At 47.9% G+C, this 26,352-nt stretch carries 26 protein-coding genes and 1 pseudogene; 16 read left to right on the top strand and 11 right to left on the bottom strand.

Features of this window, described 5'->3' with window-relative positions; genetic code table 11:
* From mgtE to Q0380_RS09830, 15 genes and pseudogenes are all read left to right on the top strand, one after another.
* Positions 1-1,380: a magnesium transporter gene (mgtE, locus tag Q0380_RS09765; protein WP_298020695.1), complete on the top strand. Its 1,380-nt coding sequence runs from the start codon at positions 1-3 to the stop codon at positions 1,378-1,380.
* Entirely contained in the window at positions 1,365-1,952 is a 588-nt protein-coding gene (locus Q0380_RS09770; protein ID WP_298963211.1) for an NUDIX hydrolase, read from the top strand. The genes mgtE and Q0380_RS09770 overlap by 16 nt, the downstream gene beginning before the upstream one ends.
* 62 nt (positions 1,953-2,014) lie before the next feature.
* Entirely contained in the window at positions 2,015-3,061 is a 1,047-nt protein-coding gene (locus Q0380_RS09775; RefSeq protein WP_298963214.1) for an alpha/beta fold hydrolase, read from the top strand.
* Positions 3,062-3,640: 579 nt separating this feature from the next.
* Entirely contained in the window at positions 3,641-4,258 is a 618-nt protein-coding gene (locus Q0380_RS09780; protein WP_298963216.1) for a TRIC cation channel family protein, read from the top strand.
* Positions 4,255-5,424, top strand: coding sequence for an aminotransferase class III-fold pyridoxal phosphate-dependent enzyme (locus Q0380_RS09785; RefSeq protein ID WP_298963219.1), 1,170 nt, complete (start codon positions 4,255-4,257; stop codon positions 5,422-5,424). The genes Q0380_RS09780 and Q0380_RS09785 overlap by 4 nt, the downstream gene beginning before the upstream one ends.
* Positions 5,421-6,512, top strand: a complete 1,092-nt coding sequence (locus Q0380_RS09790; protein WP_298963222.1) for an SAM-dependent methyltransferase — start codon at positions 5,421-5,423, stop codon at positions 6,510-6,512. Before Q0380_RS09785 ends, Q0380_RS09790 begins: the two co-directional genes overlap by 4 nt.
* On the top strand, positions 6,512-6,838 hold the full coding sequence (locus tag Q0380_RS09795) for a hypothetical protein (protein WP_298963225.1): 327 nt from the start codon (positions 6,512-6,514) through the stop codon (positions 6,836-6,838). Before Q0380_RS09790 ends, Q0380_RS09795 begins: the two co-directional genes overlap by 1 nt.
* Positions 6,831-7,205 (top strand): annotated as a pseudogene (locus Q0380_RS10550) (RsmD family RNA methyltransferase); the annotation flags it as partial. The gene Q0380_RS09795 and the pseudogene Q0380_RS10550, both read left to right, overlap by 8 nt.
* Positions 7,206-7,490: 285 nt before the next feature.
* Positions 7,491-8,291 (top strand): RsmD family RNA methyltransferase, encoded by an 801-nt coding sequence (locus Q0380_RS10555; RefSeq protein WP_366806699.1) that lies wholly within the window; start codon positions 7,491-7,493, stop codon positions 8,289-8,291.
* Entirely contained in the window at positions 8,288-9,076 is a 789-nt protein-coding gene (locus tag Q0380_RS09805) for a TIGR02757 family protein (RefSeq protein ID WP_298963232.1), read from the top strand. Before Q0380_RS10555 ends, Q0380_RS09805 begins: the two co-directional genes overlap by 4 nt.
* A gap of 602 nt (positions 9,077-9,678) precedes the next feature.
* The gene (locus Q0380_RS09810) at positions 9,679-10,440 is read left to right on the top strand and encodes a TSUP family transporter (RefSeq protein ID WP_298963235.1); all 762 of its coding nucleotides are present in this window, start codon (positions 9,679-9,681) and stop codon (positions 10,438-10,440) included.
* 413 nt (positions 10,441-10,853) lie between these two features.
* The gene (locus Q0380_RS09815; protein ID WP_298963238.1) at positions 10,854-10,991 is read left to right on the top strand and encodes a hypothetical protein; all 138 of its coding nucleotides are present in this window, start codon (positions 10,854-10,856) and stop codon (positions 10,989-10,991) included.
* 567 nt (positions 10,992-11,558) lie between these two features.
* A complete protein-coding gene (locus Q0380_RS09820; protein WP_298963241.1) occupies positions 11,559-11,936 on the top strand; it encodes a RidA family protein in 378 nt (125 codons plus the stop codon).
* A 140-nt stretch (positions 11,937-12,076) separates the two neighbouring features.
* Positions 12,077-12,880, top strand: coding sequence for a hypothetical protein (locus Q0380_RS09825; RefSeq protein ID WP_298963244.1), 804 nt, complete (start codon positions 12,077-12,079; stop codon positions 12,878-12,880).
* A gap of 32 nt (positions 12,881-12,912) precedes the next feature.
* On the top strand, positions 12,913-13,929 hold the full coding sequence (locus Q0380_RS09830) for a hypothetical protein (protein WP_298963246.1): 1,017 nt from the start codon (positions 12,913-12,915) through the stop codon (positions 13,927-13,929).
* A gap of 758 nt (positions 13,930-14,687) precedes the next feature.
* Here the strand turns inward: Q0380_RS09830 and Q0380_RS09835 are convergent.
* From Q0380_RS09835 to Q0380_RS09845, 3 genes are all read right to left on the bottom strand, one after another.
* Positions 14,688-15,374, bottom strand: coding sequence for an MOSC domain-containing protein (locus Q0380_RS09835; RefSeq protein WP_298963249.1), 687 nt, complete (start codon positions 15,372-15,374; stop codon positions 14,688-14,690).
* A 146-nt stretch (positions 15,375-15,520) separates the two neighbouring features.
* Positions 15,521-16,933: a sodium:alanine symporter family protein gene (locus Q0380_RS09840; RefSeq protein WP_298963252.1), complete on the bottom strand. Its 1,413-nt coding sequence runs from the start codon at positions 16,931-16,933 to the stop codon at positions 15,521-15,523.
* A gap of 226 nt (positions 16,934-17,159) precedes the next feature.
* Entirely contained in the window at positions 17,160-17,990 is an 831-nt protein-coding gene (locus Q0380_RS09845) for a class I SAM-dependent methyltransferase (protein WP_298963255.1), read from the bottom strand.
* A gap of 354 nt (positions 17,991-18,344) precedes the next feature.
* Here Q0380_RS09845 and Q0380_RS09850 point away from each other — a divergent pair, with 354 nt between their 5' ends.
* Positions 18,345-18,983 (top strand): Crp/Fnr family transcriptional regulator, encoded by a 639-nt coding sequence (locus tag Q0380_RS09850; RefSeq protein WP_005871915.1) that lies wholly within the window; start codon positions 18,345-18,347, stop codon positions 18,981-18,983.
* 487 nt (positions 18,984-19,470) lie between these two features.
* Here the strand turns inward: Q0380_RS09850 and Q0380_RS09855 are convergent, their stop codons facing one another.
* From Q0380_RS09855 to hyfE, 8 genes are read right to left on the bottom strand one after another with little or no spacing between them, the layout of a single operon-like run.
* On the bottom strand, positions 19,471-20,334 hold the full coding sequence (locus Q0380_RS09855) for a formate/nitrite transporter family protein (protein ID WP_005871911.1): 864 nt from the start codon (positions 20,332-20,334) through the stop codon (positions 19,471-19,473).
* Positions 20,335-20,787 (bottom strand): hydrogenase 3 maturation endopeptidase HyCI, encoded by a 453-nt coding sequence (locus Q0380_RS09860; protein ID WP_298963258.1) that lies wholly within the window; start codon positions 20,785-20,787, stop codon positions 20,335-20,337.
* Positions 20,787-21,131, bottom strand: a complete 345-nt coding sequence (locus Q0380_RS09865) for a formate hydrogenlyase maturation HycH family protein (RefSeq protein WP_005871907.1) — start codon at positions 21,129-21,131, stop codon at positions 20,787-20,789. The genes Q0380_RS09860 and Q0380_RS09865 overlap by 1 nt, the downstream gene beginning before the upstream one ends.
* Positions 21,128-21,952, bottom strand: coding sequence for an NADH-quinone oxidoreductase subunit B family protein (locus Q0380_RS09870; RefSeq protein ID WP_177386901.1), 825 nt, complete (start codon positions 21,950-21,952; stop codon positions 21,128-21,130). Before Q0380_RS09870 ends, Q0380_RS09865 begins: the two co-directional genes overlap by 4 nt.
* A complete protein-coding gene (locus tag Q0380_RS09875) occupies positions 21,949-22,488 on the bottom strand; it encodes a formate hydrogenlyase complex iron-sulfur subunit (RefSeq protein ID WP_177386902.1) in 540 nt (179 codons plus the stop codon). Before Q0380_RS09875 ends, Q0380_RS09870 begins: the two co-directional genes overlap by 4 nt.
* Positions 22,485-24,221, bottom strand: a complete 1,737-nt coding sequence (locus tag Q0380_RS09880) for a hydrogenase large subunit (protein WP_005871901.1) — start codon at positions 24,219-24,221, stop codon at positions 22,485-22,487. The genes Q0380_RS09875 and Q0380_RS09880 overlap by 4 nt, the downstream gene beginning before the upstream one ends.
* Positions 24,222-24,223: 2 nt before the next feature.
* Positions 24,224-25,705 carry a hydrogenase 4 subunit F gene (locus Q0380_RS09885; protein WP_298963262.1) on the bottom strand — a complete coding sequence of 494 codons (1,482 nt, stop codon included), beginning with the start codon at positions 25,703-25,705 and terminating at the stop codon, positions 24,224-24,226.
* 2 nt (positions 25,706-25,707) lie between these two features.
* Entirely contained in the window at positions 25,708-26,352 is a 645-nt protein-coding gene (gene hyfE, locus Q0380_RS09890; RefSeq protein WP_297879995.1) for a hydrogenase 4 membrane subunit, read from the bottom strand.

The raw sequence follows: 26,352 nt of genomic DNA on the forward strand, positions 1-26,352 counted from the left end.
ATGGAAAATAAAGAGCAGCTGGACGACGTCGAGGAAGCCAAAGCGCTTCTTGATGCGCATCTAGGCGATACGCTTGAGCATGAGCTGAGTGCCGCCGATCTTACGGAGCATTTAAAAACTCTAAAAAAGCATGACGAAGAAAAATACGTAGAATTCTTAAAAAAGCTAGATCCTGAGGATCTTGCCGATGCTGCGCTTGAGATGCCCGAGCATATGCTCGAAGACGTCATCGAAACTCTGCCTCACGAAAAGATCGTAAAAGCGATTGAGGAGCTCGAAAGCGACGATCAGGCAGAGCTTTTGCAAAACATCGGCGAAATCGACGAGGACAAGGCCGAGCAGATTTTCTATGGGCTTGACGAGGACGATCGCCACGACATTCTTACTATCTCCAAATATAGCGAAGATGAGGCGGGCGCGTATATGCAGACCGAGGTCTTTAGCGCGAGGCAAGATCAGACCCTGGGGCAGGCGGTTGAGATGCTGCGCGTTATGCGCGAAAAGGACGAGATCGAGAACGTCTTTCAGCTCTTTGTGCTCGATAAAAAGGGACATCTGCTTACTACCTTTTCGACGTCCGATCTGATTTTATACGATTTTTCACTCACGTTGGAGCAAATTTCACAAAAATTCGGCGCCGAAAATAAAATCCACTTCGCCACCGATACCGATAAGATCGACGACGTGATCAAGGATTTTGAAGAATTTGACCTTAACGTCATCCCTGTTGTCGATGCTAACGGCATACTCATCGGGCGTATCACCGCCGACGATATCCACGATCTCATCCAAGAGCGCGCCACCGAGCAAATTTACAACCTCGCGGGCGTCGATGACGAAGCGGAGGATGATGAGACGACGATCTTTAAGGCGGGTCGCGCGCGCGCCTTGTGGCTAGCGGTAAATTTATGCACGGCGATCGTAAGCTCCACGATCATCGGACTTTTTGACGCCACTATCGAAAAGCTGGTCGCACTCGCCGTGCTTATGCCAATAGTCGCCTCCATGGGCGGTAACACCGGCACGCAGGCGCTTACGGTAACCGTGCGCCGCCTAGCCCTGGGCGAGATAGCATTTAAAGACAAAAAGCAGGTTCTCTTTCGCGAGATCACGATCGCTTTCATAAACGGCCTCATTTTTGCCACGCTGATGGGGTTTGTGGCGTATTTTTGGTTCGGCATTAAGCTTTTGGGGTTGGTAATTGCGATGTCGATGGTTCTAAATTTAACTCTTGCGGGGCTTTTTGGCGCCGTTATTCCGATCACGCTTAAAAAATTAAATATCGACCCCGCCGTCGGCAGCTCCGTACTGCTTACCACAGTAACGGATATCGTGGGATTTTTCAGCTTTTTAGGACTTGCGACATGGATACTACTATAAAAAATTTTAAAATTTCCGAGCTTAAAAGCTCTAATTTCGTTAAACCCTTTCGCTTAAATTTCGAAATGGACGGCGTAGCGCGCGCGTGGGACTGCGTCAAGGTGCACGATAGCGTCTCGATTTTGCTCTACCATACGCAGCGCGACGCGCTCTTGCTCGTCAAGCAGTTTCGCCCCAGCGTATGGTTTTATCAAGAGGAAGGCTTAATCAACTCGCCCGAAAAGGGCTACACCTATGAGCTTTGCGCTGGCATTTTAGACAAGGGCATCAGCGAGGAGCAAACGGCGATCGAAGAGGTGCTCGAAGAAACGGGCTACACCGTGAAAGATCTGAAATTTATTACGAGCTACTACAGCGCCCTGGGCTTTGCGGCGAACCGTCAAATTTTATACTTCGCGTGCATCGACGAATCGATGAAGCTAGGTCGCGGCGGCGGCGTGGACGGCGAGAAGATCGAGCTTTTTTACCTGCCTGCGGCCAAAGCGCGAGAGTTTATGTTTGACGAAAAGATCGTGCGCGCGCCGGGGCTGATCTTGGCATTTCAATGGTTTTTGAGCGAGTTTAAAGCTTAGCGGCGAGGCGCTTTTTGCGTCTTGCGCGTTTTGTGCCTCGGTTTTAAATTTAAAGGACGGCGATGAGGGTTTTACTTAGACTGTGCGTTACCGCGGCGTGCCTTTATGTAGCGATCGCGGCGGGACTTTATATCTTTCAGGAGCGGCTGATATTTTTGGGCGAGCCGTTAGATAAAAACTTCAAATTTAGCTTTGAAAATTCCGAATTTGCAGGACTTGTGAATGCGCCAGAGAACGGCGAGCATTTAGAGGCATCGATGTTCGCTATGAAAAATAGCGCCTCTACAAGCAGCGTCGCTGACGAAAACGCTTCGGCGATTGGCGGCGTAAAGGAAAACGGCGCCGCTGCGGGCGAGATCAAAAACAAAAGCGCTCAAACTAGCGGCGAGCGCGTCGGCGAAAATGCCGCAGGAAACGGCGATGCGGGCAATAACGCAAACGCCGCTGCGATAAAATTTCAAGAGATCAATATCCCATTTGAGGGCGGGGCGATAAACGGGCTGAAATTTAGCGCGGCAGAGCCTAAAGGCGCGATTTTGTTCTTTCACGGCAACTTTGGCGACGTGAGCGGCTGGGGCGCATACGGCGCGGATTTTGCGGCTTTGGGATACGATTTTTATATTTTCGATTACCCGGGCTACGGCAAATCGGACGGCAAAATTTCATCGCAGCAGCAGCTTTTTGCGAGCGCCGATGCGATGAGCCGCTACGTTTTGGCGCAGCATTCGCCCAAGAGGCTCGCGATGATCGGCTACTCGATCGGAAGCGGCATCGCGGCACAGCAGGCTGCGAAGTGGGACGCGGCGCGGCTGATTTTGCTCGCGCCCTATTTTAGCTTCGAGCGGCTCGCGCACGAAAAAATCCCCTTCGTGCCGAAATTTTTGATCCGCTATAAGATTCCGACCGCGGAATTTTTGCAAGCGGCACGCAGGACGCAGATCACGCTCATCCACGGCGCCGCCGACGAGCTGATACCGGTGCATCACTCGTATGATCTTACGGGATCTCTTAAGGCGGGCGATCTATTTTATGAAATAGCCGCCGCGCCGCATAATGGACTGCTGGCAATACCCGGCATTTGGGAAATTTTAAAAGAGCGGCTGCGCTAATTTAGCGGGGTTCGGCGTAAAATTCTATGCAGAATTCGACCGCTAAATTTTAAAATTTTACGTAGAATTCCGCGCGGGTTAGGTCGTCGTAAAATTTCATAAAATTTTATAGCGGCACAACACGGCGCCAAAAACGAGGCGTAATTTCAAATCAAAATTTATGTGCCGTTGGCATAAGTATAGAGCCGACTTTGTAGCGTTAAATTCTTTCTAGCGCGCAGATGCTGAAAATTTCAAACTAAAATTTTTGCTAGGCCGCGACGCTGTAGTTTAACTGCGATAAAATTCTATGAAATTTTATCTCCGCAGCCGTTTATAAATTTCAAGTCTAAATTTTATATTTGCGCCCTGACGGCGCCGTATTTTATCCGCGTAGAATTCTGCCGCATAAAATTTTACCTAGCGAAATTCTGTCTCGCAAAATTCTATCTCGTAAAATTTTAATTCGCCGCGCTCAAATTTTATCCGCCGAGTCAAAATTTCTCCCGCCGCTCCTAAATTTTACCAGCTACGCTTTACCCAAATTTATATTTAGTTGTTGTAAAATGCGTTTTTAAAAGGATTTTAGCGGTTTATGATATGAGTATTTTAGAGCTTACGGAGTGCGTAGGCATCGCTTCGGCGGCGCTTAGCGGATTTTTATTCGGCGTTAAGAAGGGCTGCGATTGGCTTGGGATCTTTATCGCGGCGTTTTTGACGGCGCTTGGCGGCGGGATCATGCGCGACACCTTGGTAAGTCGCGAGATCTACTCATTCACGCACTACGTGCCCGTAACCATCGTGCTTGCGGTAAGCGTCGTAGCTATTTTTGCCAAACTTTACGAGAATCGCGATTTGGAGGGTAAATTTTTATTTATTCTAACCGATGCGATCGACGTCGTAAGCTTTTCGATAGTCGGGGCGATGGTTGCGCTAAGCTACAATCATAACGTTTTCGGCGTGGTGCTGATCGCGTTTTGCAACGGCGTGGGCGGCGGCATCTTGCGCGATGTCCTGCTGAACGAAGTGCCGTGGTTTTTGCGCACCGGGCTTTACGGTACGATAAGTATGGGCGTAGGTTTGATATATTTCGTGCTTGATGGGTTGGGGCTTAGCGGCGCCTTTTCGGTGATTATTTTGCTGGTTTTGGGGGTTGCGTTTCGCATGGTGGCTTATTACAAATCTTGGCATCTGCCTAAAGTGGAGTACAAACAATGAACTATTTGATGGATAATTTCGCGCGCGTAAACGTAGCGCTAGTAAGAGGCGAGGGCTCGATAGTCTATGATGAAGCGGGCAAGGACTACGTGGATTTTGGCGCGGGTATCGGCGTAAACTGCCTGGGGCACGCAAATGAAATCGTCTTAGAAGCGATCGGCACGCAAGCTGCGCAGATCATCCACGGCTCGAATATCTATAGAATTCTGCCTCAAGAAGCCCTGGCTCAAAAGATTAGCGAGCTTTTGGGGTATCGCAGTTACGCCGTGTTTTGTAACTCCGGCGCGGAGGCGAATGAGGCGGCAATCAAAATGGCGCGCAAATACGGCACCGTAAATTTCCCTAATAAAAAATTTGAAATTCTAACTCTGCGAAATTCCTTCCACGGCCGCACACTAGCGACGCTACAAGCTACCGGGCAGGAGAAATTTCATCCGGAAATTTTTGCGCCTTATATGCCCGGGTTTAAATTTTTCGACGATATCGAGAATATCATCGCGCATATCGATGAAAACAGCGTCGCCGTGATGATCGAGCTAGTCCAGGGCGAGGGAGGTATCAAGCCTCTGGATAAGGCGAGCGTGCAAAGGCTGGCGGCGGTTTTGAAAGAGAAAAAGCTGCTTTTGATCACCGACGAGGTGCAGTGCGGCGTATATCGCACGGGCGAGTTTGCGACGTCGCAAATTTACGGCATCCGCCCCGACATCATCACCTTTGCCAAAGGTCTTGCGGGCGGCGTGCCGATCGGCGCGTGCGTGGCGCAGCAAAACATTTTCGCTCCGGGCGAGCACGGCAGCACCTTCGGCGGTAACTTTTTGGCGACCTCTACGGCGCTTGTGGTGCTTTCGCAGCTTCAGTTTTTAAAAGCGAGCGGTAAGCTTGATAAGACTATAAAAAGATTTATCAAAAAACTGGATGCCGTTGCCGTAGACTATCCTAGCCTGATCGAAAAGCGCGTGGGGCTCGGTTTGATGCAAGGCCTCGTGCTGCGCGATGAAAAAAATCTGGGCGAGATTTTTAACAAAGCCCTGCAAAACGGACTTTTGATCCTAAAATCCGGCAAGCGCACCCTTAGATTTTTGCCTGCGCTAAATATCAAAAAACCGGAGATCAAAGAGGGTTTTGCGCGCCTACGCAAGAGCCTGGACGAGATAGTGCGGGCGTGAAATTTAGCGATTTTTTCGAGGGCTGGCTAAACGAGAGCTACTACGCAAATGCCGCCAAAATCGGCAAGAGCGGCGATTTTTACACCGCCGTAAGCGTAGGAAGCTTTTTTGGGATCTGCATCGCGCGCGAAATTTTGCGCCTAAGCGAAGATTTTTGCGCGGCGCAAGAGTTAAGCTTAGACGCTGCGCCGAGCCCAAATAGGTCGCGGCAAAACCTTGCGGAGAGCGAGCTAAATTTAGACGCTGCGCCTGTAAGAAATTCGCACGATAGCGCCAAAATCGCTATCGTAGAGATCGGCTCGCACGACGGACGGCTGCTTTGCGATATAGCGCAAGCTATCTTTACGCTGGGCGGCGTGGCGGCGCTTGATAAATTTAGCTTTGCGATCATCGAGCCGCACGAGCGCCTGCGCGAGCTGCAGCGGGCGAGTTTTGCGGAGAGCTTCGGCGACGAGATCGCGCTAAAACATTTCACAAGCGCGCATGAGGCGAAATTTAAAGATGCGATCTTTGTGGCGAACGAGCTTTTCGACGCCTTTAAATGCGAGGCGGTGGACGGCGAAAATATGCTTTTTATAGAGAGCGGCACGGCAAAATTTGCCCCCATAAAAGAAGGTGAAATTTTGACCATCACGCGCAGATTCGGCATATCGCGCGGCGAAATCCCGGTCGGATATTTTCGCTTTGCGCGCGAAATTTGCGCCAGTGCGCAGCGGTTTTATTTCATAGCCTTCGATTACGGACAGATGGGCGCTAGCGGCGATTTTAGCCTGCGGATCTACCGAAACCACGAGGTTTTTAGCTTCTTTAAGGCGCAAAGTTTAAGCGATTTTTACGGCAAGAGCGATCTTACCTACGACGTAAATTTTGAAATTTTGCGTGCTGCGTTTGAGGACGTGGGTGCTGCGACGACGGATTTTAAAAGACAGATCGCGGCTCTCATAGACTTCGGCGCGGTCCAGCTTTTAGAGCTTTTTATGCAAAAAAGCGGCGAGAAGGGCTATCATAACGCGCTTTTGCAGTTCAATCACCTGCGCGCTGAGTTTGGCGAAAAATTTAAGATGATAAAATTTAAAAAGGGGCTTTGATGAGAGCTTTTATCGATTGCGACTGCGAAATTTTGCAAAAGACGCTGGAGTTGTTTTTAAAAGATCATGCCGCAAGTGCGCAGGATTGCGACTTTGTGATAAGCGATAAGCCGCAAAGCTCGGCAAAACCGCTATTTTTGATTGGCGAGGACGGAGATTTGGTGCTGCCGTTTTCAAAGAATACTCTGCTATCCAGGCTGGCGGATTTTCAAGGCGAGCTAAAGCGGGATCTGAGCGAATACGACGCGGCGGAAGCCGAAATTTGCGCGCTGTTTGATGAGTTCAAGGCAAAAATCATCGAAATTTTAAGAAGGCAAAATGGCTAAATTTTCCAAACCTGACGGCGCGCTCTTTACGCAAATTTCAAGCGGCATTTATAGGGGCAAAAAGCTCGCTCTGCCCGCACTTTCGAGCACGCGCAGCACGAAAAGCATCGTAAAGGGCTCGTTTTTCGATACGTGGCGAGCGCAGTTGCGCGGCGCGGCGTTTATCGAGTGCTTCGGCGGCAGCGGTGCGATGGCGCTTGAAGCGCTAAGCAACGGCGCAAAAAACGTTTATGCGATCGAAAAGGACGCTGCCGCGCATAAGATCATGCGGAAAAATTTCGAGCTTTTTGGGCTCGGTGCAAATGCGATTTTGGGCGATTGCTTTGAACGACTGCCCGAAATTTTACACGAGCTGCAAACGGATATGAATGGACGCTCGGGCGCGAATTCGCTAAATTTGAGCGGCAAAAATTTAGACAAAAACCATGCCGCCACCTACCGCAAAAATTTAGACGGCGAAAAAGAGAGCTGCCGCAAAAGCTTTAGTAGCGTAGAGCAGGGCGAGGACGGATACCGCGCCGCGCAAAGCGTAAAAGTGGAAGACGGCACGCAAAGCGGCGTAAAAAATTTAGCTAAATGCGGCACGCGAAGCAGTGTGCTTGACAGCGCGCAAAATGGCGCGCAGAGCGGTACAAATGCTGATTGCGCAGGCATGGAGAGCTTTGGCGGTTGTGCTCAGATTGGCGATTATGCGGGTGCTTCTAGTATAAAATACTGCGTGAATTCGCTAGCTGCGGACGCTGTGAGCTTTAGCGAAAGGTTTGACGATAACTGCGCTTCGAAATACGACGCGAGCGGCACCGAGACCGTTAATTGCAACGTAAATTTAAGCTCAAAATGCGGCGAGAGCTCTAATTTTGACGCAAATCGCGGTACGGGCTTAGGCGCGAGCTGCGAAGAGAAAGAAATCTTAAATTTAGGCGAAAATTTTAACGCTAGCTACGGAGAAAATTTACATTCAAACGCAAATTTCATCTATGATTCAAGAAAAAATTCTGCTGAGAATTCTGACGGCAAATTTAGCCCCAAGTGCAGAGAAAATTCACGCCCAAGCGTAAATTTAACCCGCGGTTCAAGAAAAAATTTCGCCGCTAATTCCCACGAAAATTTTGCCTGCAGTTTAGGCGAAAGTGCTGCCGCAAACGATTTAGGCGAATGCTCTGTCGCAAATTCAAGCAAGAGCCATACCGTAAATTCTAGTGAAAATTTCGTCTCCGATCCCGCGCACAGAGTGTTTGTCTATCTGGATCCGCCGTTTGCGATCAGGCAGGGCTTTGGCGAGATTTACGAGCGGGTGCTGGCGCTGATAGCGCGCCTGGGCTCCGCGCAGTGCGAGCTGCTAATCGCGATCGAGCATATGAGCGAGCTTGAGCTGCCGCCTAAAATCGGCGATTTCGCGCTGCTTAAATCGCGCAAATTCGGCGCTACGACGATGAGTTACTACGCAAAATGAAAAGCTTAAAGCAAATTTTAGATTACTACGCCGATTTGAAAAATTGCGACGCGGATCTTTTCGGCGCACCCGATCCGCTGCAGGTCGCAAAGGGACATCGAAACGACGTCGTAGCGCTCATCTGCGCGCTGTTTGCTTATGGGAGCGCGGCTCAAATTTTAAAATTCCTCCGCTCGCTTGATTTTTCACTTTTAGACGGGAGCGATGAGCGTATTAGTACGGAGCTTGCGGGCAAAAAATATAGATTTCAAAGCCCGCGCGACGTCGCTGAAATTTTTATAACTTTAAAACGGCTTAAAAATAGCCTTAGCATCGAAGAGAGCGTGCTTTGCGGTATGCAAAAAAGCGGACGGATCGAAGACGGAATAGATTTTTTAATCGGCGAAATTTACAAATTAAATCCCCACCGCAGCCCGGGGTATGAGTTTTTTTTCGGTCGAGGCTTTGCGCAAAAGCCCACGTCGCCGTATAAGCGCTACAATCTTTTCCTGCGCTGGGCGGTGCGCGACAGTGACATCGATCTGGGGCTGTACAAAAAGATCGAAAAATCGCGCCTACTCATCCCGCTCGATACCCATACGCACAAAGTTTCGCTTAAGCTTGGGCTGATCGATCGCAAGAGTTACGATTTTGAGGCAGTTTTGCAGCTTACGCAAAGCTTAAGGCGCTTCGATCCGAGCGATCCCATCAAATACGACTTCGCGCTGTATCGCCTCGGACAGAGCGGCGAGATAGATAAAATTTTACCCGAACTAAGCGCGAGTTTAGATAAAACTGCGAAGTAAGTCGGCGGAATTTTATTTGATACAAGCGGGGCGATGAAATTTTATGGAGCTTTAGTGCGGGTGTGCGGCGGAATTTTGCGATGTATTGCCGTATAAGTAGGGTTGGTTTTGTTGGATTTGCCGTACGTTTGAGTACGGCGCGTCGAAATTTCATAAAATTTTAGCAAAAGATCGCTTCATAAAATTCTGCAAATTTCACGGATAGCTGCGCGAAATTTATAGGGCTGTCTTGTAGAATTTGGGTAAAATTCCACAGCCTTGTGCTACTTAAATTTTTATGAAATTTTGCAGCTTGTGCGCGACGCGATAAATTGCATGGAGCTAAAACGGCAATCGCGCGATAAATTTCATAAAATTTAAGCGGGAGCCGTGCAGCAAAATCCGATATAATTCCGCGAAATTTTATAGGATTTCACGAAATTCTAGCAGGCGCCCGTATGCACTTTGCGGCGTATGAGCGGTTTTACGATCGTAATTGCACGTAATTTCAGCAGATGCTCGTACGCATTTTAGGTGCACGAGCGGTTCGTGATCGTAATCATGCAGATTCTAGCAGACGTTTGAAAGAGTGATCTGCACAATTTTGAAAAAAAAGGACAAAGATGGAGCTTGAGCTTTGGCAATTTGCGGTGCTTTTTGCAGCGGCGTTTTTCGGCGGATTTATCGACTCGATCGCGGGCGGCGGCGGGTTGATTTCGCTGCCTGCACTGCTTGCCGTGGGCGTTCCGCCGCATGTAGCGATCGCCACAAATAGATTTCAAGGCAGCTTCGGAAGCTTCACCGCCGCTTTAAATTTCATCCGCAAGGGCTATGTCGATGCGGCGGAGATCTTGCACGGCGTGATTTTTACGTTCGTAGGCGGACTCGTCGGCGCTTATGTCCTGCTCCTAATCGATGCGAAATTCCTAAACTACCTCATTCCTATCCTGCTGCTGGCGCTTTTCTTTTATATGATTTTTTCGCCAAACCTTGGCGAAGCGCCCGCCAAACCCAAGATGTCAAAAAAGAGCTTTTACGCGATTTTCGGGCTTATTTTGGGGTTTTACGACGGATTTTTCGGCCCAGGTACGGGCTCGTTTTGGACGTTTGCACTCGTGGGAATTTTAGGGCTTTATATGAAAAAGGCGGTCGCACACACGAAGGTTTTAAATTTCACCTCAAACATCGTCTCTTTAGGCGTTTTTATCATCGGTGGGCAGATTTTATGGCTCGTCGGAGCGGTGATGGCGGTCGGACAGATCGCGGGCAGCTTCGCAGGCTCAAGCCTCGTGATGAGATGCGACGTGAGATTTGTGCGCAATATGCTTCTGCTCGTCGTTGCCGCCACGATTTTAAAGCTACTTTACGGACTGATTGCAAATTAATTACAGACCGGTTGAGGGCCGATCGCGGGTTAATTTCAAGCCAAAATCATAGAATTTTATACAGGATTTCGTATAAAATTTCACGTAAAATTTTATGAGTCCTGGTCGATTTATTCGATAAAGCTGATCTTACTGCCGCAGTAGTGCAGATCTTGCTGTAGTGTCGCGCCAGTCTCGCTTAGATAGTACCGATTTTACCGTAGCGTTGTGCTGATCTTATCGCGACTACGCTAATTTCCCGCTGCTGCGATGTTGATTCTATTGGCGTTACGTCGGAGGTCTCGCTTGTCGTGAGGTCTTGATTTTGTTGTTTCGATATCGTCGATTTTGCTCCGCTACATCGACAACTTCGTTGCCGCGCTTGCTACTGCGAGGATTTTAATTGTGTTGCGCAGTGTCGCACTGATTTTTTTATGACGGCCCTGTTCTTTCTGCCGCGATGGTGGCGATTTTGGCGCTGCTTTTACCGCCCCGTCGCCTGTATCACTACTATGGGCGGTTTGATTTTGACGGTCGAGACATTGATGATCTTGCTACCGCAAGGAATTTAATTTACTGCCGTAACGACGCCAGTGAAATTTCGCCCATTCGCGCCAGTTAAATTCCACTGCACCACCCATATCTATTTCGTCGTATCGCCATGCATTCATGCGGTCTGCCCGCCGCCGATAGAGTAGTCGTATTGCCGAGTGCACAATGCTATCGTACCCGTGCTATGAAATTTTATATGTTTATGCCCACAAAATTTTAAAATACCGCTCCATAGATCATTTCGCCGTGCCGCCCGTACGTACTACCAAATCCACTCTCAGCGATTAAATTTAGCCGCACTTCCACACGCTGTTTTACTACACCCATCGGATATTTTAAATTTTGCCGTTTCGCCGCCACGGTTCGCTATTTTTCGCTAGCCGCCCCTGCCATATCGCTTTCTATATTTGCACGATAATAACTGCACCGCTGTGCTTATACTAACAAAATTTAGCAATCTCTCGCGTCAATTAAATTTCATCATACCTGCCGCATCCACGCCCGCCTGCCTGCAAAATTCCGCCACCTAAAACAAAGTTAAAATATTTTGCGATAAAATGGGCAAAATTTTTCACAAAGGATTTACTATGCAGATCATTTCAACTCCCGATGCGGCACAGGCCATCGGGCCGTACTCTCAGGCGATCAAGGCTGGCGGGCTTATCTTTACCTCGGGGCAGATCGCGCTTAAGCCTGACGGCGAGTTCGTCGCGGGCGGCGTGGAGGCGCAGAGCAGGCAGGTTTTGCAAAACCTCGCCGCGATCTTGAAAGAGGCGGGCGCGACGCTGCAGGATGCCGTCAAAACGACGATTTTTCTGGCCGATATGGGCGATTTTGCCGCGGTGAACGAGATATACGCAGCGACGTTCGGCGAGCACAAGCCGGCTCGTAGCACGGTGCAGGTCGCCAAACTCCCCAAAGGCGCGCTTGTGGAGATCGAAGTAATAGCGCTGGCTAGGGCTTAGCGCTAAATTTAGATCGCTAAAACTCTGCCAGTTCGCGTTTGCGGTTAAAATTTAGATGTGGGCTGCTCAAAATTTAAACGGCTCGCTTTGATTTTGTATCTGCGCGAGCTTTTAAATTTAGATTTTCAAAGCCGTGCCAAATGCCCGCGGGTTTATGCAAACATCGCGTCTGGTGCGCTAAGGCGTTAAAATTTTTCGCTCGAAACGGGATCAAAACGATAGAAAAACTTATTCAAAAATCTAAAAATATCGCAGCCGCGGGGCGCAGCGACATAAAGCTCGCATGGATCGCGCAGGCACAGCGGCGACTCGGTTTCGCGCTGCCTGCGAGCTATAAGCAGATGCTGCTAAGATACGCCAGCGTCAGCGCGGCAGGGACGGAGCTAAAAACGATCGCGCCGCCCGAGTTTGCGGATAGTGCCGACGCCGACATCTGTTACACGTATGAGATAAATCTCAAAAACGGGCTATTCGCCGCGGACGAGCTCGTATTTTTGCAGCTCGAGGACGAGGAGTATTATTTTAAAATTTTGCCTGCAGGCGATGGCGGCGGTATAGCGGACGGCTCGCCAAACACGGCGCGCGGCAAGACGGCGGAGAGCATGAGCGGCAAAGCTGCGAGCGAGACAGTGCGCGATACGGTCGTCGCGACGGTAGCCGATGGTGCGGAAAATAGGGCACCTGGCGACGAAGCGCGCGCGGAGAGATCGCCGGATGTGGCGCGCAATATGAATGCAGAAGCGCCAGATGAAACGACGTGTAAAACAGCGGGCGCAACAACAAGCGAAGCGGCAGGAGATGCAGCAAGCGGAGCGACGAAAGAGATAGCGAGCGAGCGGGCAGACGACGCGCCGTGCGAATACTCCGTATATGTGCGCGACTACACGCAGGGCGAGGATAGGCTTTTTGCGGACGATTTTTACGGGTTTTTGGAAAAATTTTAAGACGAAATTTAAGGCAAAATCAGGAGCGACAAATGGGACTGTTTGGCATTTTTAAAAAGGATCAATTTGACGTCGATGTGCGCCAGGACGGCATTTTCATCGGCGGCGTAAACTGTGAGTTTGATCTAGCTAAGTTTAACGAAGCCTTGGGGCAGCCGCGCGTGATCGATGACGGTGAGGGCAAAAGCCGCTATTTTTGGGATGAGGCGGGGATTTTCGCCTTCGTGCGCACAGGCGAGCTCGCAGAGCCGAAGCTTACCGAGATGATTTTGATGTTTGAGGTCGCAAAGGGCGTGCAGCACGAGGTTCCGCACAAGCTCTACGGCGGCGCGTTCACGCTTGAGGGCAGGCCGCCTCTTGAGGCCGTGCCTGAGCAGGAGCTGCGCGGTGCATATATATTTTTGGAGCTTAGCCTGGGCAAATTTGAAGTTTCGCTAGCTCTCGCGGAGGCCGTGCAGGAGCGCATAGGCGCGATGGACTTCGCCGAGCGCTTCGCTAAGCGGGACACCGACGAGATCGCAGACATCGTGCGAGCTGCGAAAATGCCGATAGGGCGCGTCTGCATCAATCAAAAGGCAAAAAAGGTAAAACGAAAGCCGAGCGATAAATTTAAGCTTCCGCGCGCGGTCGGCGAGACGCTTCTGTTTAAAAATTTCAATTTCAAAATCGCCGTGATGAACGAGCTGATGTACGAAAAAGCCCTGCTACAGCCTAAATTTGACGTGTTTGAATACTGCGAGGAGCGCGGTATCGATCCGTATGTGGATTTTGGCGCCCTACCGCAAGCCAAAAAGTGGTTCAAGGACTATCCGGTTCCCGCAGATTTGGCGGAGCAGGTGAGCGAGCTATATCTTGACGGCGGAAATGAAATTTACCTGCAAATCGCGCCTGATTGGGACGGCGAGGACGAGCTTTTTGACATCAAAAATATCGATGCTGCCGAGCTTGCGCCATTCGTTAATCTTAAAAAAATCGAAACGACCGGCATCGGTATATCCAAAAAGGCGCGAAAAACCTGCGCAGATGCGGGGATTACGGTAGTTGATTGAGCGCGGAAGTGGACTTTGAGCCATACGGCGCGCGGCTTTAAAAAGCTAAATAGGCTTTTGGGCTGCGGTGCGCGCTCTTAAAGGTCGTAATTGTTACCGCGCCGCGGAAAATTCCACGCAAAATTCTATTTATGGCGAGCGCTATAAATGAGCTTTGAAAGGCGCTTGGCGAAGCGTCTGATACGTCTAATTTGGCGTGCGTTACAAAGCTTTGAGGAAGCTCGTTTCCAGCGTAAGAGCCACGCCGCTAAATTTGCGAGATGAGTGTGTTGCGCGAGTAAAAATAGTTCACTTTTTTGATTTTTAATTTTGGAAAAATTCGCTGCGTAGCAAGTGGATTAAATTTACCGCTTTTAAATTTTAAAATTTACAAAGAGCGGCGCGCGCGGCTTTGAATGTGCGGCTAAATTTAGATTTCATAAAAGATTAAATTCTAAGCGCGGTTAAATTTGCGTTTTTAATTCCGTTTGTAGCTGTATCATGTCATAAAATAGGGCAGAGAACAGATCGCATTTGCGTGCGTGCGGCGCGGATTAAATTAAAATTCCAGCTTTGAAATTTTACGGCTCGCACTTAAGAAGTGGTTTTGCGCGCTGATACCGAAAGCCTAGAAGATGTTTTAAATACTCAAGCAAAAAAGTATTTTGCAGGCTGGCTCGCAAGAAAGTATTTTGAAATCCGCACCAAGAGTGTGTTTTAAAGCTAGCAAGGAGTGGCGCTGCTTTGCTGATCTTATAGCGCCGCTTCGAGGCTAAATTTCATAGCCGCATAAAGCTGTCATCGTAGCTGCCTTCTAGCTTGCGGCGCATATCCTCGCGCCATTTTGGCGTAAGCGTCGTAAGTAGGTTAAATTTTGCTAACAGCCCTTCATCGAGGCGATCGCCGTAAAATAGACGATTAAGCTCCATCACGCTCATCATAGCGGGGTCGCGCTCTACGACGTAGATCTCGTCGCCCGCGCGGCACGAGCCCGCCTCCAGCACGCGGTAGTACCAGCCGGTAAGTCCGCTGCGCGCGATCTCCGCCGTCATCTCCGCATTGCCCCAGCGCATCGAGAGCTTGTAGCAGGGCTTGCGCGGCTGGCTTACTTGCAGCACCAGCGAGCCTATGCGGTGCACATCGCCGATGCAGACGTTTTGTTCGTGTAGTCCGCTGATCGTGAGGTTTTCGCCCATTGCGCCGTAAGCTAGATTTTTAAGCCCCAGAAACCTCTCCCACGCGGCGTAATTTTGCAGCGAGTTGGCAAAAATCGCCTTTTCCTCTCCGCCGTGATGCAGCGTGTCGGCTACCGCGTCACCCTCGAATCCAAGCTCATTCGCGCGTACTTCGCCCGCTCTAGCTTGCTTGAATATCGCCGTCTCCCAGCGCTTTTTTAGAGGCTGTGTAGCGCGCTCGTCGCCGTAAGCGCGCGGTTGCCCGGTCAGTAATGCCTTTAAAAAGGGCATTTTTCGCTCCTTAAAATTTGCATGCGTTCTCCTTAGATCATAAAATTTAGGCTAGGATTTTAGCTAGAAAAGAATTTTAAAATTCTAAATTTTGCGGCGATTTTGCGCTAAATTTCAAGTGCGAGCTTGAAATTTAGCGCGCGGCGTTATTTGTAGTCGTTTGCGTCGTAGCTTTTGCCGTCGTTAAAGTCGCTCAAAAGCCGCACTACGACGGGGCTAAGCAGGATGATCGCGATTAAGTTGGGGATCACCATCAGTCCGTTAAACATATCGGCTAGCCCCCAGACTAGGTCGATCTTTTGCACGCTTCCTATGAATACGAATGCGACGACTAAAATTTGCAAGAGCTTGACGAATTTTGCGCCCAGGAGGTATCGCACGTTAATCTCGGCGAAGTAATACCAGCCCAAAATCGTGGTAAATGCGAAGAAAAACAGGCAGATCGCCACGAAGCCGTAGCCGCCGCTGCGACCTAAAATTTGCGATGCGAAGGCTTCTTGCACCAGCGAGATGCCCGAAAATACCGCCTTGCCGTTTTCGAAGGCGACTACGTCGGTGCTAAGCACGACGAAAACGGTGATGTTAAGCACGATGAATGTATCGACGAAAACGCCCATTATGCCGAGCACGGCTTGATCTACGGGGTGTTTGACGTTCGCCGCGGCGTGTGCGTGCGGCGTCGAGCCCATGCCCGCTTCGTTTGAAAAGAGCCCGCGTGCGATGCCGTATCTCATCGCAGTGGCGATCGTAGCGCCCGTAGCGCCGCCCCAGGCAGCGGATGGATCAAACGCGGCTTTGAATATCAGCGCGATGACGGATGGAATTTTATCGAAATTTGAGCCGATGATGACGAGACCCACCAGCACGTAGCAGATCGCCATTATGGGCACGACCTTTTCGGCTACGCGCGCGATTGCTTTGACGCCGCCGAAAAAGATGACGCAGCAGATGAGCGCTAAGGCCGCGCCGCTCACCCACTTCGGAATCCCGAATGCGCCGCTAAAGCCGTCTGAGATGGAGTTTGCCTGCACCATATTACCCATGAAGCCTAAAGCAAAGATGATGGCTAGCGCAAAAAACGCCGCTAAAGGCTTGGCAAAGGGGCTTTTAAGTCCGCGGCTGATGTAAAACGCGGGCCCTCCGATCATATGCCCACTATCGTCCTTGGTGCGGTAAATTTGAGCCAGGCAGATCTCGGCGAAATTCGTCGCCATGCCCAAAAACGCTGCGCACCACATCCAAAATATCGCGCCAGGTCCGCCCATCACTAACGCGGTGCTGGCGCCGACGAGGTTGCCCGTACCGACCTGCGCCGCGATCGCCGTGGCGACGGCTTGGAACGAGCTCATGCCGCTTTTACCCGCAGCCTCGCCGTGCAGGGAGAAGTTGCCGAAAAGCTTGCGCGCGCCCATTCTAAATTTAAAAATTTGCACTAAATGCAAGCGTGCCGTAAAATACGCGCCGGTGCCGCAAAGTAGGGCGATCAAAAAGTATGGACCCCACAAAAAGGAGTTGATTGCGTCAATTGTGGCGGTGAGTTTGTCGAGAAAATTTTGCATGATCTTTTCCGTGAATTTAAGATGCGAAAATATATTTTAAAAACTCTTAAATTCCTATAAATCGAGAGAAATTTAAGCGAAATTTTAAAGCGTTTTTATAATTTTACTCAGCATTGAGCAAAGCGGTATGTGCTGTTTGCTCTGCATGTCAGCTTGCTTGGTAAGCAGCTTAGAATTCGCGCCTTAGCTGTCGAAATTTACAAAGCAATCAACTGAAATTTTAAGCCTATTCATCACCGCCGATTTTGAAAACGAACATCTTGCACGCGTTGCAAAAGGCGGGGATTAGGCTAAATAGGCGCCCTTTGAGGCTCCAGTGCTCGCGATACATTTTCATCATCGCGGCTTCTTTTATGAAGCGGATACGCGCAGGCTCCCAGCTCTGCACCTCTGCGCCGCCGTTGATGCCCATTTTAAAGGGCGCGTTTTGCATGTGCTGCATCGCATCGTGGCGTTTGGAGTCGAATTTTCTTACCGAAAACTCGCTCATAAAGTCGCTCAGCACGTAGCCGCTAAATTTTTGCGAAAGCGCGATAAAAAATTTTTTAAATTCCTCCTTTTCAAAATACATACTCACGCCCTCTAAGATGAAGATGTAGCCCGCGCTGCCGTGCTTTGCGACCAGCTCGTCCATCCACGATGGATCTAGCATCGAGCAGGGCAGGCTGAAGTTATTCTTTGCTTTGGGCAACAGCTCGTCGCGTATGGCTATGACGTCTGGCAGATCGAGATCGTAAAATAGGGCGTTTGGTAGGGCTTTTTGCAGTCTAAGCGGGCGGGTGTCGAGTCCTGCGCCAAGCTGCACGATGATAGGGCGATCAAATTCTTTAGCTAGCCGCAGCGTCTCGTCGTCAAAAAATTTCGCGCGGATCACCGTGCCCGTTTTGCTAAGGCGCGCGTCGTCGAATTTTGCAAAATCATAATCGATCTGTTCGACCACGGCGCTTGAAAAGAGATCGTTTAGGATCGGATCCGCGTCTTTGAAATCCAAATGGCGCATATAGACGTTGATTAGCAGCGTCTCGGAGACATTATCTTTAAAATTTAACTTTTGCATGAAGTTTCCTTTCTTGCGGTATCTTTGCGAGTAAAATTCCGCTTATTTTTAATATGCATTATTATATCCTTGCTAAATAAAATTTCAATAAAATGATATGAATTTTTATTTAGATACAGAATTTTAAATTCGCGCCGCGGGTTTTGGCTATAATATTGCCGCGTAAAGCTCAATAAATTTTTGAAATTTTACGCTATGCAAAGCGCGGGTAAAATTTAGAATTTTAAAAGCTATAAAATTTATTAGCTCCGGCGACCCAGATGCACAGCCATAGCCCTAATGGTAAATTTAATCCGCGCAGCTTTATCTTTGTCTAAATATTTCATTGTATAATTCTTAGCTTTTGGAGGTTATATGGAAAAATCGCGGCTGGGACTACTGCAAACCGAGGCTATCGCCACGCTTAGCGACGAGGAGCTTGCAATGTTCGAGCACCAAGTCATCAAAAAAGGCTATGTTTTTTATAGCGAGGCGCCTAAAGTTTTTATTTTTAAAAGCGGGCAGGCGAAGCTTTCGTTTTTTGAAGACGGCGAAGAATTTATCATCAACTACCTAAACAAGGACAATATTACCATTCTTAATGAAATTTGCGCGCTTGAGTTTTTAGAGGACAGTGAGATTTATACGATCGATGCGAGCGGACTTGGGGAGATCTTGGCAAATCGCAGCTTTTGCGAGGCGTATATAAAAATTTTAACCGAGATAATTCTGCTGCAGCGCAAAATCACACGCTCTATACTTTTTGAAAATGCAAAAGGGCGCATCGCGAGCTTTTTGATCGAGCTTGCAAACGAGCAGAATTTTCATCAAAATGGCTACAAATACGTCTTTTTGCCCTTTTCGCTAAAGGTGCTTTCATCCTTCGTAGGGCTCAAGCGTCAAAGCGCGAGTACCGCGTTTAATGAGCTTGTAAAAGATAACGTAATTCAAAAAATCAGTCAGCACGAGTTTTTGATCCTGGACTACGACAGATTGCTTAGCTACTGTGTTTAGGCTCGGGCTAGAGTTTTTAAAGCATTTATGCGGCTTACGCTTACGGCTTAAGCGCGAAATTTTGTCTAAAGTTACGGCGCAGGATTTTACCTAGATTTACAGCGTAAAATTTTTATCAAGAGCTTGGTTTTGGAATTTCATCCCGAATTTCGCTTAGGATTTCGTCTAGAATTTTAACTTATATAAAATTTGGGTTTGTGATCTCGTTTAAAATTCTGTTTTGAATTTACTTAAAATTTTAACACGTAATTCACTTTTGAATTTTATCCGCTATCCTAAAACGCAAAGCTTTGGAATTTTAAATTTAGCGGCAGGCTATGGAATTTAAAATTTTAAATCAAGCTGGAATTTTATGTGTTTCAATGGAATTTAAAATTTTGGATCGAGCGAAATTTTACGTATCAGAATTTTTAAAATTTAAGAAACTAAAAATGCGCGGCAAAGTGCCGCGCCGTATTTTGTCTATATCGTGCTGAAGCGCGATAGATTAGTCTTTCTTTTTCATATCGTATTTATTTACCATAAATCCGACCAAGCCTACGAAAAATAGACCGCCGCAGATGTTACCTAGCGTAACTGGGATCATATTTTTAACGATGAAATTTCCCCAGTTTATTGAATCTATTTGAGCTGCCGTTACGCCGTGAAGCGAGCTTGCAAGAGCATTTACATCGCCACCTGCAGCCGCAAGGTAGTGGCCTTTAGCGATGATGCCTTCAGTTAGGATAAACATATTTGCAACGCAGTGTTCCATCGAGCAAGCTACGAATGCGCCGATCATCCACATAATTGCAAAGAATTTACCCGATAGATTGCTCTCGCTGGTCGCAGTCCAGATAGACATACATACAAACACGTTACAAAAAATTCCGCGGATGAATAGCTCATGAAAAGGTGCATTTATTTTGCCGGCTGCTGCAGGAATGAAGTGCTGCAAGATGTAGCCGTCATATTTAAGCGGAAGTCCTGAGTAATAATACATATACGCGATTAACGCGCCGCCTACAAAGTTAAAGCACCAAACGATAGCCCAATAGCCGATTGTTTTACCTAGCGGTAATTTGCCATCGGCAGCAGGTACACCCGTTAAAACCGAGCTGGTAAATAGATGCCCGCCGTAAAAAACCACCATCATCAGACCGCAGCTAAAGGTAATACCACCGATGAAATTCGATAAGCCAATAGATTGCTTTTCAGCCATTCCGACGGTCGAGTGAGCCCAAAAAATATCGCCCATAGCGATTGCAGCGCCCGCCATTATAGCTAGAAAAATTATGCTAATTAGCGGGGTATGCGCCTTGTGTTGCATCGAACTAGACACCGCTTGCGCGGTTTCTGCAGGATTTAACATTTACTCCTCCTCATTTAAATTTGAATCAATTTCTAAGATACGCTCATAAGCTTTTTGCGCACTTTTTTTTGCGCTCTCGCTTAGGCCCTCTTTAAAGTCGAGCACGTTTTCAAGCAGCACGCTTATACCCAAAAACAGCGTCTTTGGGCAAATTTTGCGCAGATAGCTTAGAAGCACAGGCGTAGGTAGGTTGTGCGTCGAGTAGATATAGTCGCGATCATTGCTGAGGTCGAAAAATTCTATCTTATCCTCATCAAAGCCGCTCATCGCATCTACTACGATTAGAATTTCAGGGGCGAATTCCCTAAGTGCTGCAAATTCGTTTTCGGGCACATCCTGCCCATAAAAAACGCGCCAGTCTTTTAAGTTCGCCTCGACTATTCGCCCTGTTTCATTGCCCACGTCGTCGTCGCCGCGAAGGGGATTGCCGATACAAAGCAACGCCTTTCGCATCAAAAATCCTTCCTTAGCACGAAGTATCCTTCGCGCATATTTTTTAGCAGATCTTTAAGCTCACATTCGCAAAGCTGAGGGATTAGCTTAGCTGCGTGCTCGGCAAAAATTTCAATCTCGAAATACTTGCTTAGGTTACCGATCTTAAATTTAACGTAGTCGCCCGAGTTTTCGATGATGCGTTTAAATTCTTCATCATCTATCTCAAGTACCTTTTCGCTAAAATCTATCGTACCTACGCCGTGACCGACGCAGGTGGAAAAAACCTTGATATCCTTTAGCTCTTTAGGTAAATTTTCGTTTTCGTCCATATGCCGCTTTGTAAGCTTAAAAACCTCAATCATCGTTTGCTCCAGACCTCTTTTTGCGGATCGATTTTAAATTCCTCCGTAGCGCGGGCGTATTTTAGATATACGTCGTTGTGTAATAGCGCCATGCACTCCGCGTATCTAGGATCCTCTTCGGTATGGATAGCGTTAAGTAGAGCCTCGCGAGAAGCTTTTGGATCGTGAACGTCAGATGAGGTTTTGATCGCATCCATATATTTTGCAAATAAAACTCTTCCGAAAATATAGCTCATCAGCCTCTTGGCTTCAGCTTGCAGATCACGCTCGAATAAAATATCGCCGATAACTGAACTCTTAACCGGTGGCGGAAGAGTGCTATCTTGCTCGTAGCTCTTCTTTTGAAGCTTTTGATCGATGATGCCAAGCGCCATGCCAAGACCATAGATGATGCTAGCAGGATGCGGAGGGCAGCCGGGGATATAAACATCTACCGGTACAATCTTATCGATGCCGCTCCATACGCTATATGCGTCGTGAAAAATTCCGCCAGTACTTCCGCAGGCTCCGAGAGCTACTACGATCTTTGGATCAGGTGCAGCCTCATAAGCGCGAAGTAACGGATAATACATCTGGCGAGTAACCGGACCGGTGCAGACTAAGATATCTGCGTGGCGAGGGTTGGCTACGAGTTTAAAACCAAAGCGCTCCGGATCCCACATCGGCGTGATAGAAGCAAAAATTTCGATTTCACAGCCGTTGCAACTTCCGCAGTCGATACGATAAACGCTGAAGCTTCGTTTGATATTTTTCAAAAGCTCCAATTTTGCGGTTAGATCGTTTGCGTTTTTAATATTTTCGGGGACTTGATACAAACTCATTTTATTGCCTCCTCTATACCTTTGGTCACTCTTTCGACCGCTTGAGCTTTTTTGCATTCAGGACAGATATAGAGGTACTTTTTAGCTTCTTCTAATCTGCCTGGGAGCAAATTTGCCGTACTTAGCTTTTCTAGCGTGTAGTTGATGAGCCTTTTTGGGGTCATCGGCTTGCCGCAGCAGCTGCATTTTTCCATCTCAAGCTCGCCGTGTTGGATAAGTGCGCTTTTATCAAATTTTACCGCTAGCTCAAAGCTATTGCCTAGCCTTACCGCTCCCGTAGGGCATACCTCGTCACAGCGACCACAAAATATGCAGCGTCCGCAATCAAATTCCCAAATAAGTTTGGTTTGGGCTTCGTTCATCTTAAGCTCAATCGCATTGGATGGGCAGGCGATTCCGCACGCAGCACAACCTATGCAAAGCTCATAGGTGTATTCAGGCTGCCCGCGAAAATTCTCGGGCACAATGTATGGCTCAAACGGATAAGCATAGGTCGCCTTACCATATTTTTCGGTAATGTCGAATAATTTCATCATCTTAAATCCTTTTTGCTAACCTTGCCGTCTTGGCAAAATTTCTTAAGGTCTTTTTCGGTTAGAATTTTACTCTTTCCGCTATTAATATCGACTAAAGTTACGCGCTCGGTGCATGAGTAGCACGGATCCATCGAGCATACGATTAGCGCCGCATCGGAGATGTTATTTCCGCGGAATTGAAATCGTAAGCTCGGCCAGTTATTATACGTAGCGGCGCGACATCTCCAGCGATAAACTTTCTGTGCGTTTCCTTGCATGATCCAGTGGACGTTTTCGCCTCGCGGCGCTTCGTCGTGACCTAAAGCGTAGTTTTCCGGTCTGATCATAGTCTGTGGATCGATCATTATCGGAGTTTGCGGCATTTGATGCAAGCACTGCCTGATGATGTGGATCGATTGTTTAAGCTCTTTATATCTTACGACTTCGCGACTGAATACATCGCCACCGTGCTCTACGGCTACTTCGAATTCTATCTTATTGAAGAAATCATAAGGGTGATCGTAGCGGTTGTCGCGTTTAAAACCGGAAGCTCTCATATTTGGACCTACCGGGCTAAAATCACGCGCCACTTTGCGATCTAATACGCCCACACCTTTCCAGCGACCGATTTGGCGTTTATCCTCCATAACGGCGTCCCAAATTTCAGAAATTTGAACGTCGAGCTTGTTGATGATCTCGATGCTCTTGCGAATTTCATTGTCGGTCATATCGCGGCGAAGTCCGCCCATAATTACATTGCCGTAGGTCTTACGGCCGCCGGTTACGAGCTGAGCTAGCTCCATAGAATACTCGCGCACCCTAAAGATATGCATGAAGGCGTTGTAGTTACCTGTTACCTCGCAGGCTAGACCGATATTTAAAAGATGGCTGTGAAGGCGCTCGATCTCAAGGCAGATGACGCGGATGGCTTGCGCACGAAGCGGAATTTCAAGCTTGATGGCTTTCTCTGCCGCTTCAATACACGCAATCGCGTGAGCGTAGCCGCAAATTCCGCAGACACGCTCTGCAAGGTAGCCCATCTGATCGTAATTCATTCGGTTTTCAGCTAGTTTCTCCATACCACGGTGTTGATAAAATAAGCGGTAGTCTGCATCTATAATCTCATCGCCGTCGCAAAATAGTCTGAAGTGTCCCGGCTCATCGCTTGTTACGTGAAGAGGTCCAAGCGGAACATCCACTACGCCATCACCGCTAGGAAATAAAAACTCTGCATTAGGCTCGTCTTTATGATCTACAGGATCGGGCCTATAGCGGTAGTCCATCGCGTCTTTGCGAAGTGGATGAAGCCCATCCGGCCAATCGTCGCTTAGCACTAAACGGCGTTTATCAGGCAAGCCCTCAGCGATTAAACCAAACATATCGAAGGCTTCTCTTTCGTACCATACGCAAGCAGGCACTAAAGGAGTAACCGACGGGAACGTAGGATCCGATCCGGGAATTAGCGTCCTAACGGTGATGAAGCATTTATCCTCTGCGGCAAAATCCTCCGCTTCGGTCATTTTACCACCTTCCATAGATATCGCATAGTAAAGCGCGAAATTTCCGTTTAGCTCGCGCTCATCGTTAGGGATCATCGTGCTGATAAAACCGCCGATGTCATAATATAGCGTCTTAACCGCAAGCGGCAGATCATTTCTATCCACTAAAACGGTGATTTGATCCTCGGCTTGGCGGGTAACTTCTAAGACCTTGACTTTGGTCTTTAAAATTTCTATAAATTTATCGCCTCTCATTTTTAACCTCTCATCATTATTCTAACGCCGTTTTCGACGAGCATCCAAAAATCACCTACGTGCCATACGCCGAAAATTATCACTAAAGCGCAAAGCAAGATTAGCGGTAAATTTTCAAACAAGCTCATCTCTTTAGCATAAACCACTTCACCTTTAGGCGTACCGAAGCTCGCAAGATTAAAGTGTGCGAAGTCCGCGATGAAAATAATTACGAGCGCGATCGCAAATAATGCTACGGCTATGTATTGACCACTGGCTATCGCGCCTTTAAAAACGTTAAATTCGCTTACAAAGATCGCAAACGCAGGAACACCTACGAGCGAGCAAACCGCAGCGCCAAACATTATCGTAGTAAGCGGAGCGATTTTTACCATACCGCCCATTCTAGACATATCTTTGTGACCGTAAATTCTAGCGATATTACCGGTAGAGCAGAATGCAAGAGCCTTAGTAAAGCTGTGAGCTAAGCAGTGAAAGATCGCGGCAAGCAAGCCAAAATATCCGCCGATGCCTAGCGCAAATGCAATAACACCCATATGAACGACCGAGTGGTAAGCAAACATCCTTTTTACATCGTGCTGACGAACGAGGAAAATTCCTGCTATAAATAGCGTGACCGTACCGGAAATTAACATCACGGATTGAACGAAGTCAAAGCCTACAGCTTGAGCTGTAATAGCGTAATATCTAAATATCGCTAGCATCGCACATTTTAAAAGTACGCCCGAAAGTAGTGCCGAAATAGGAGCCGGACCTTCTGCGTGAACATCAGGAAGCCAAGTGTGAGTAGGAGCAAGTCCTGCTTTGGTTCCAAAGCCAATTAGAGCAAATATAAAGATAAGCTTAGCAGCATCGCCGTTTAAATTTTTGGCATTATCCATAATGCTCGTCCAAAGCATCGAAGCCTCGCCGTCGCCTGTGATTTTGAATGTAGCCGCATATAGTAAAACGGTCGCATAAAGCGCGAATGCTAAACCAATCGAGCAGATAACGATATATTTGTAACCGCTCTCAGTGGATTTTTTATCTTTATGAATAGCGACCAAAAATACCGACGCTAACGTAGTGGCCTCTACTGCAGCCCACATAAACGCGACGTTGTTGCATATAACGCTAAGCGTCATCGTAAAAACGAAAACGTGGCAGAGCGAGTAGTATTTTCTAAGATCGCTAAGATCCAAATGACCGCCCTGTATCTCCCATTTCATATAGGTGGTGGAGTATAAATTTACCAAAAAGCCCGTTACGGCGATTAGCACTAAAAATACGCAGCCTAGGCTATCTAGGAATAGGAATTTATCGTATGCGTAAAAGGCCTCGGCATTGCCGCTTAGAAGCTTGCCTACGTTACAGAGTAGCCCTGCGGATGTAACCCCAGAAATCAAAACGTGTAACGTGCTTAGGAGCTTGAAATTCTTAGGGCATAAGAATAATATCAGCGCTCCGAGCAACGGAAAAATTAATATAAAAGCTAAACTATTCATCATTAACCCCTTAAATTCGAAGCTTTAGACGTATCAAGTCCGTCATAGGCTTTGTAAAATCTAACCGCCAAAACGCTCATAATGATAACCGCAAAGATCGCGTCGGTTAAAATTCCAAGCTCAACGAGCTCGTGAGAGTTGTAAGCCATAAGCGCAAGGCTTAGGTGGATGCCGTTTTCAAATAGGCAGTAGGCTAGAATTTGCTTGATGAAAGAATTTCTTAGCATGAAGCCAAAAATTCCCATCATAAATACGGTTACCGCCGCTATTAGAACGATTCTTTCTTGAATAAGAGAGAATTTAAGCAAGATCGGATTGATTGTCATCGCAATCGCTAGCGAAAATCCCATCGCAATAACGGGGCTTACGAAAAAGCCGCCTACCGGCTCATCCTCGCTGATAACATCCAGCTTTTTAACTAGCCAAAATAAAATTCCCGGCACGAAAATAACCTTCGTAAAAAACGCCACTATCGCCCAAATTCTAAGTTGCGGCGCATTGAAGTTAGAATACAGCATAAAAAATATGCTTACCAAAAGTAGCGTCTGAATCGCGTAAATTCCGATCGAAAGCTTTAAATTTCTAAGTCCGAATACCGCAAGTGACGTTACGATCATACAAATTGCTAAAATATCGATACTATTCAT

The sequence above is a fragment of the uncultured Campylobacter sp. genome (assembly GCF_937959485.1).
Taxonomy (GTDB): Bacteria; Campylobacterota; Campylobacteria; order Campylobacterales; family Campylobacteraceae; genus Campylobacter_B.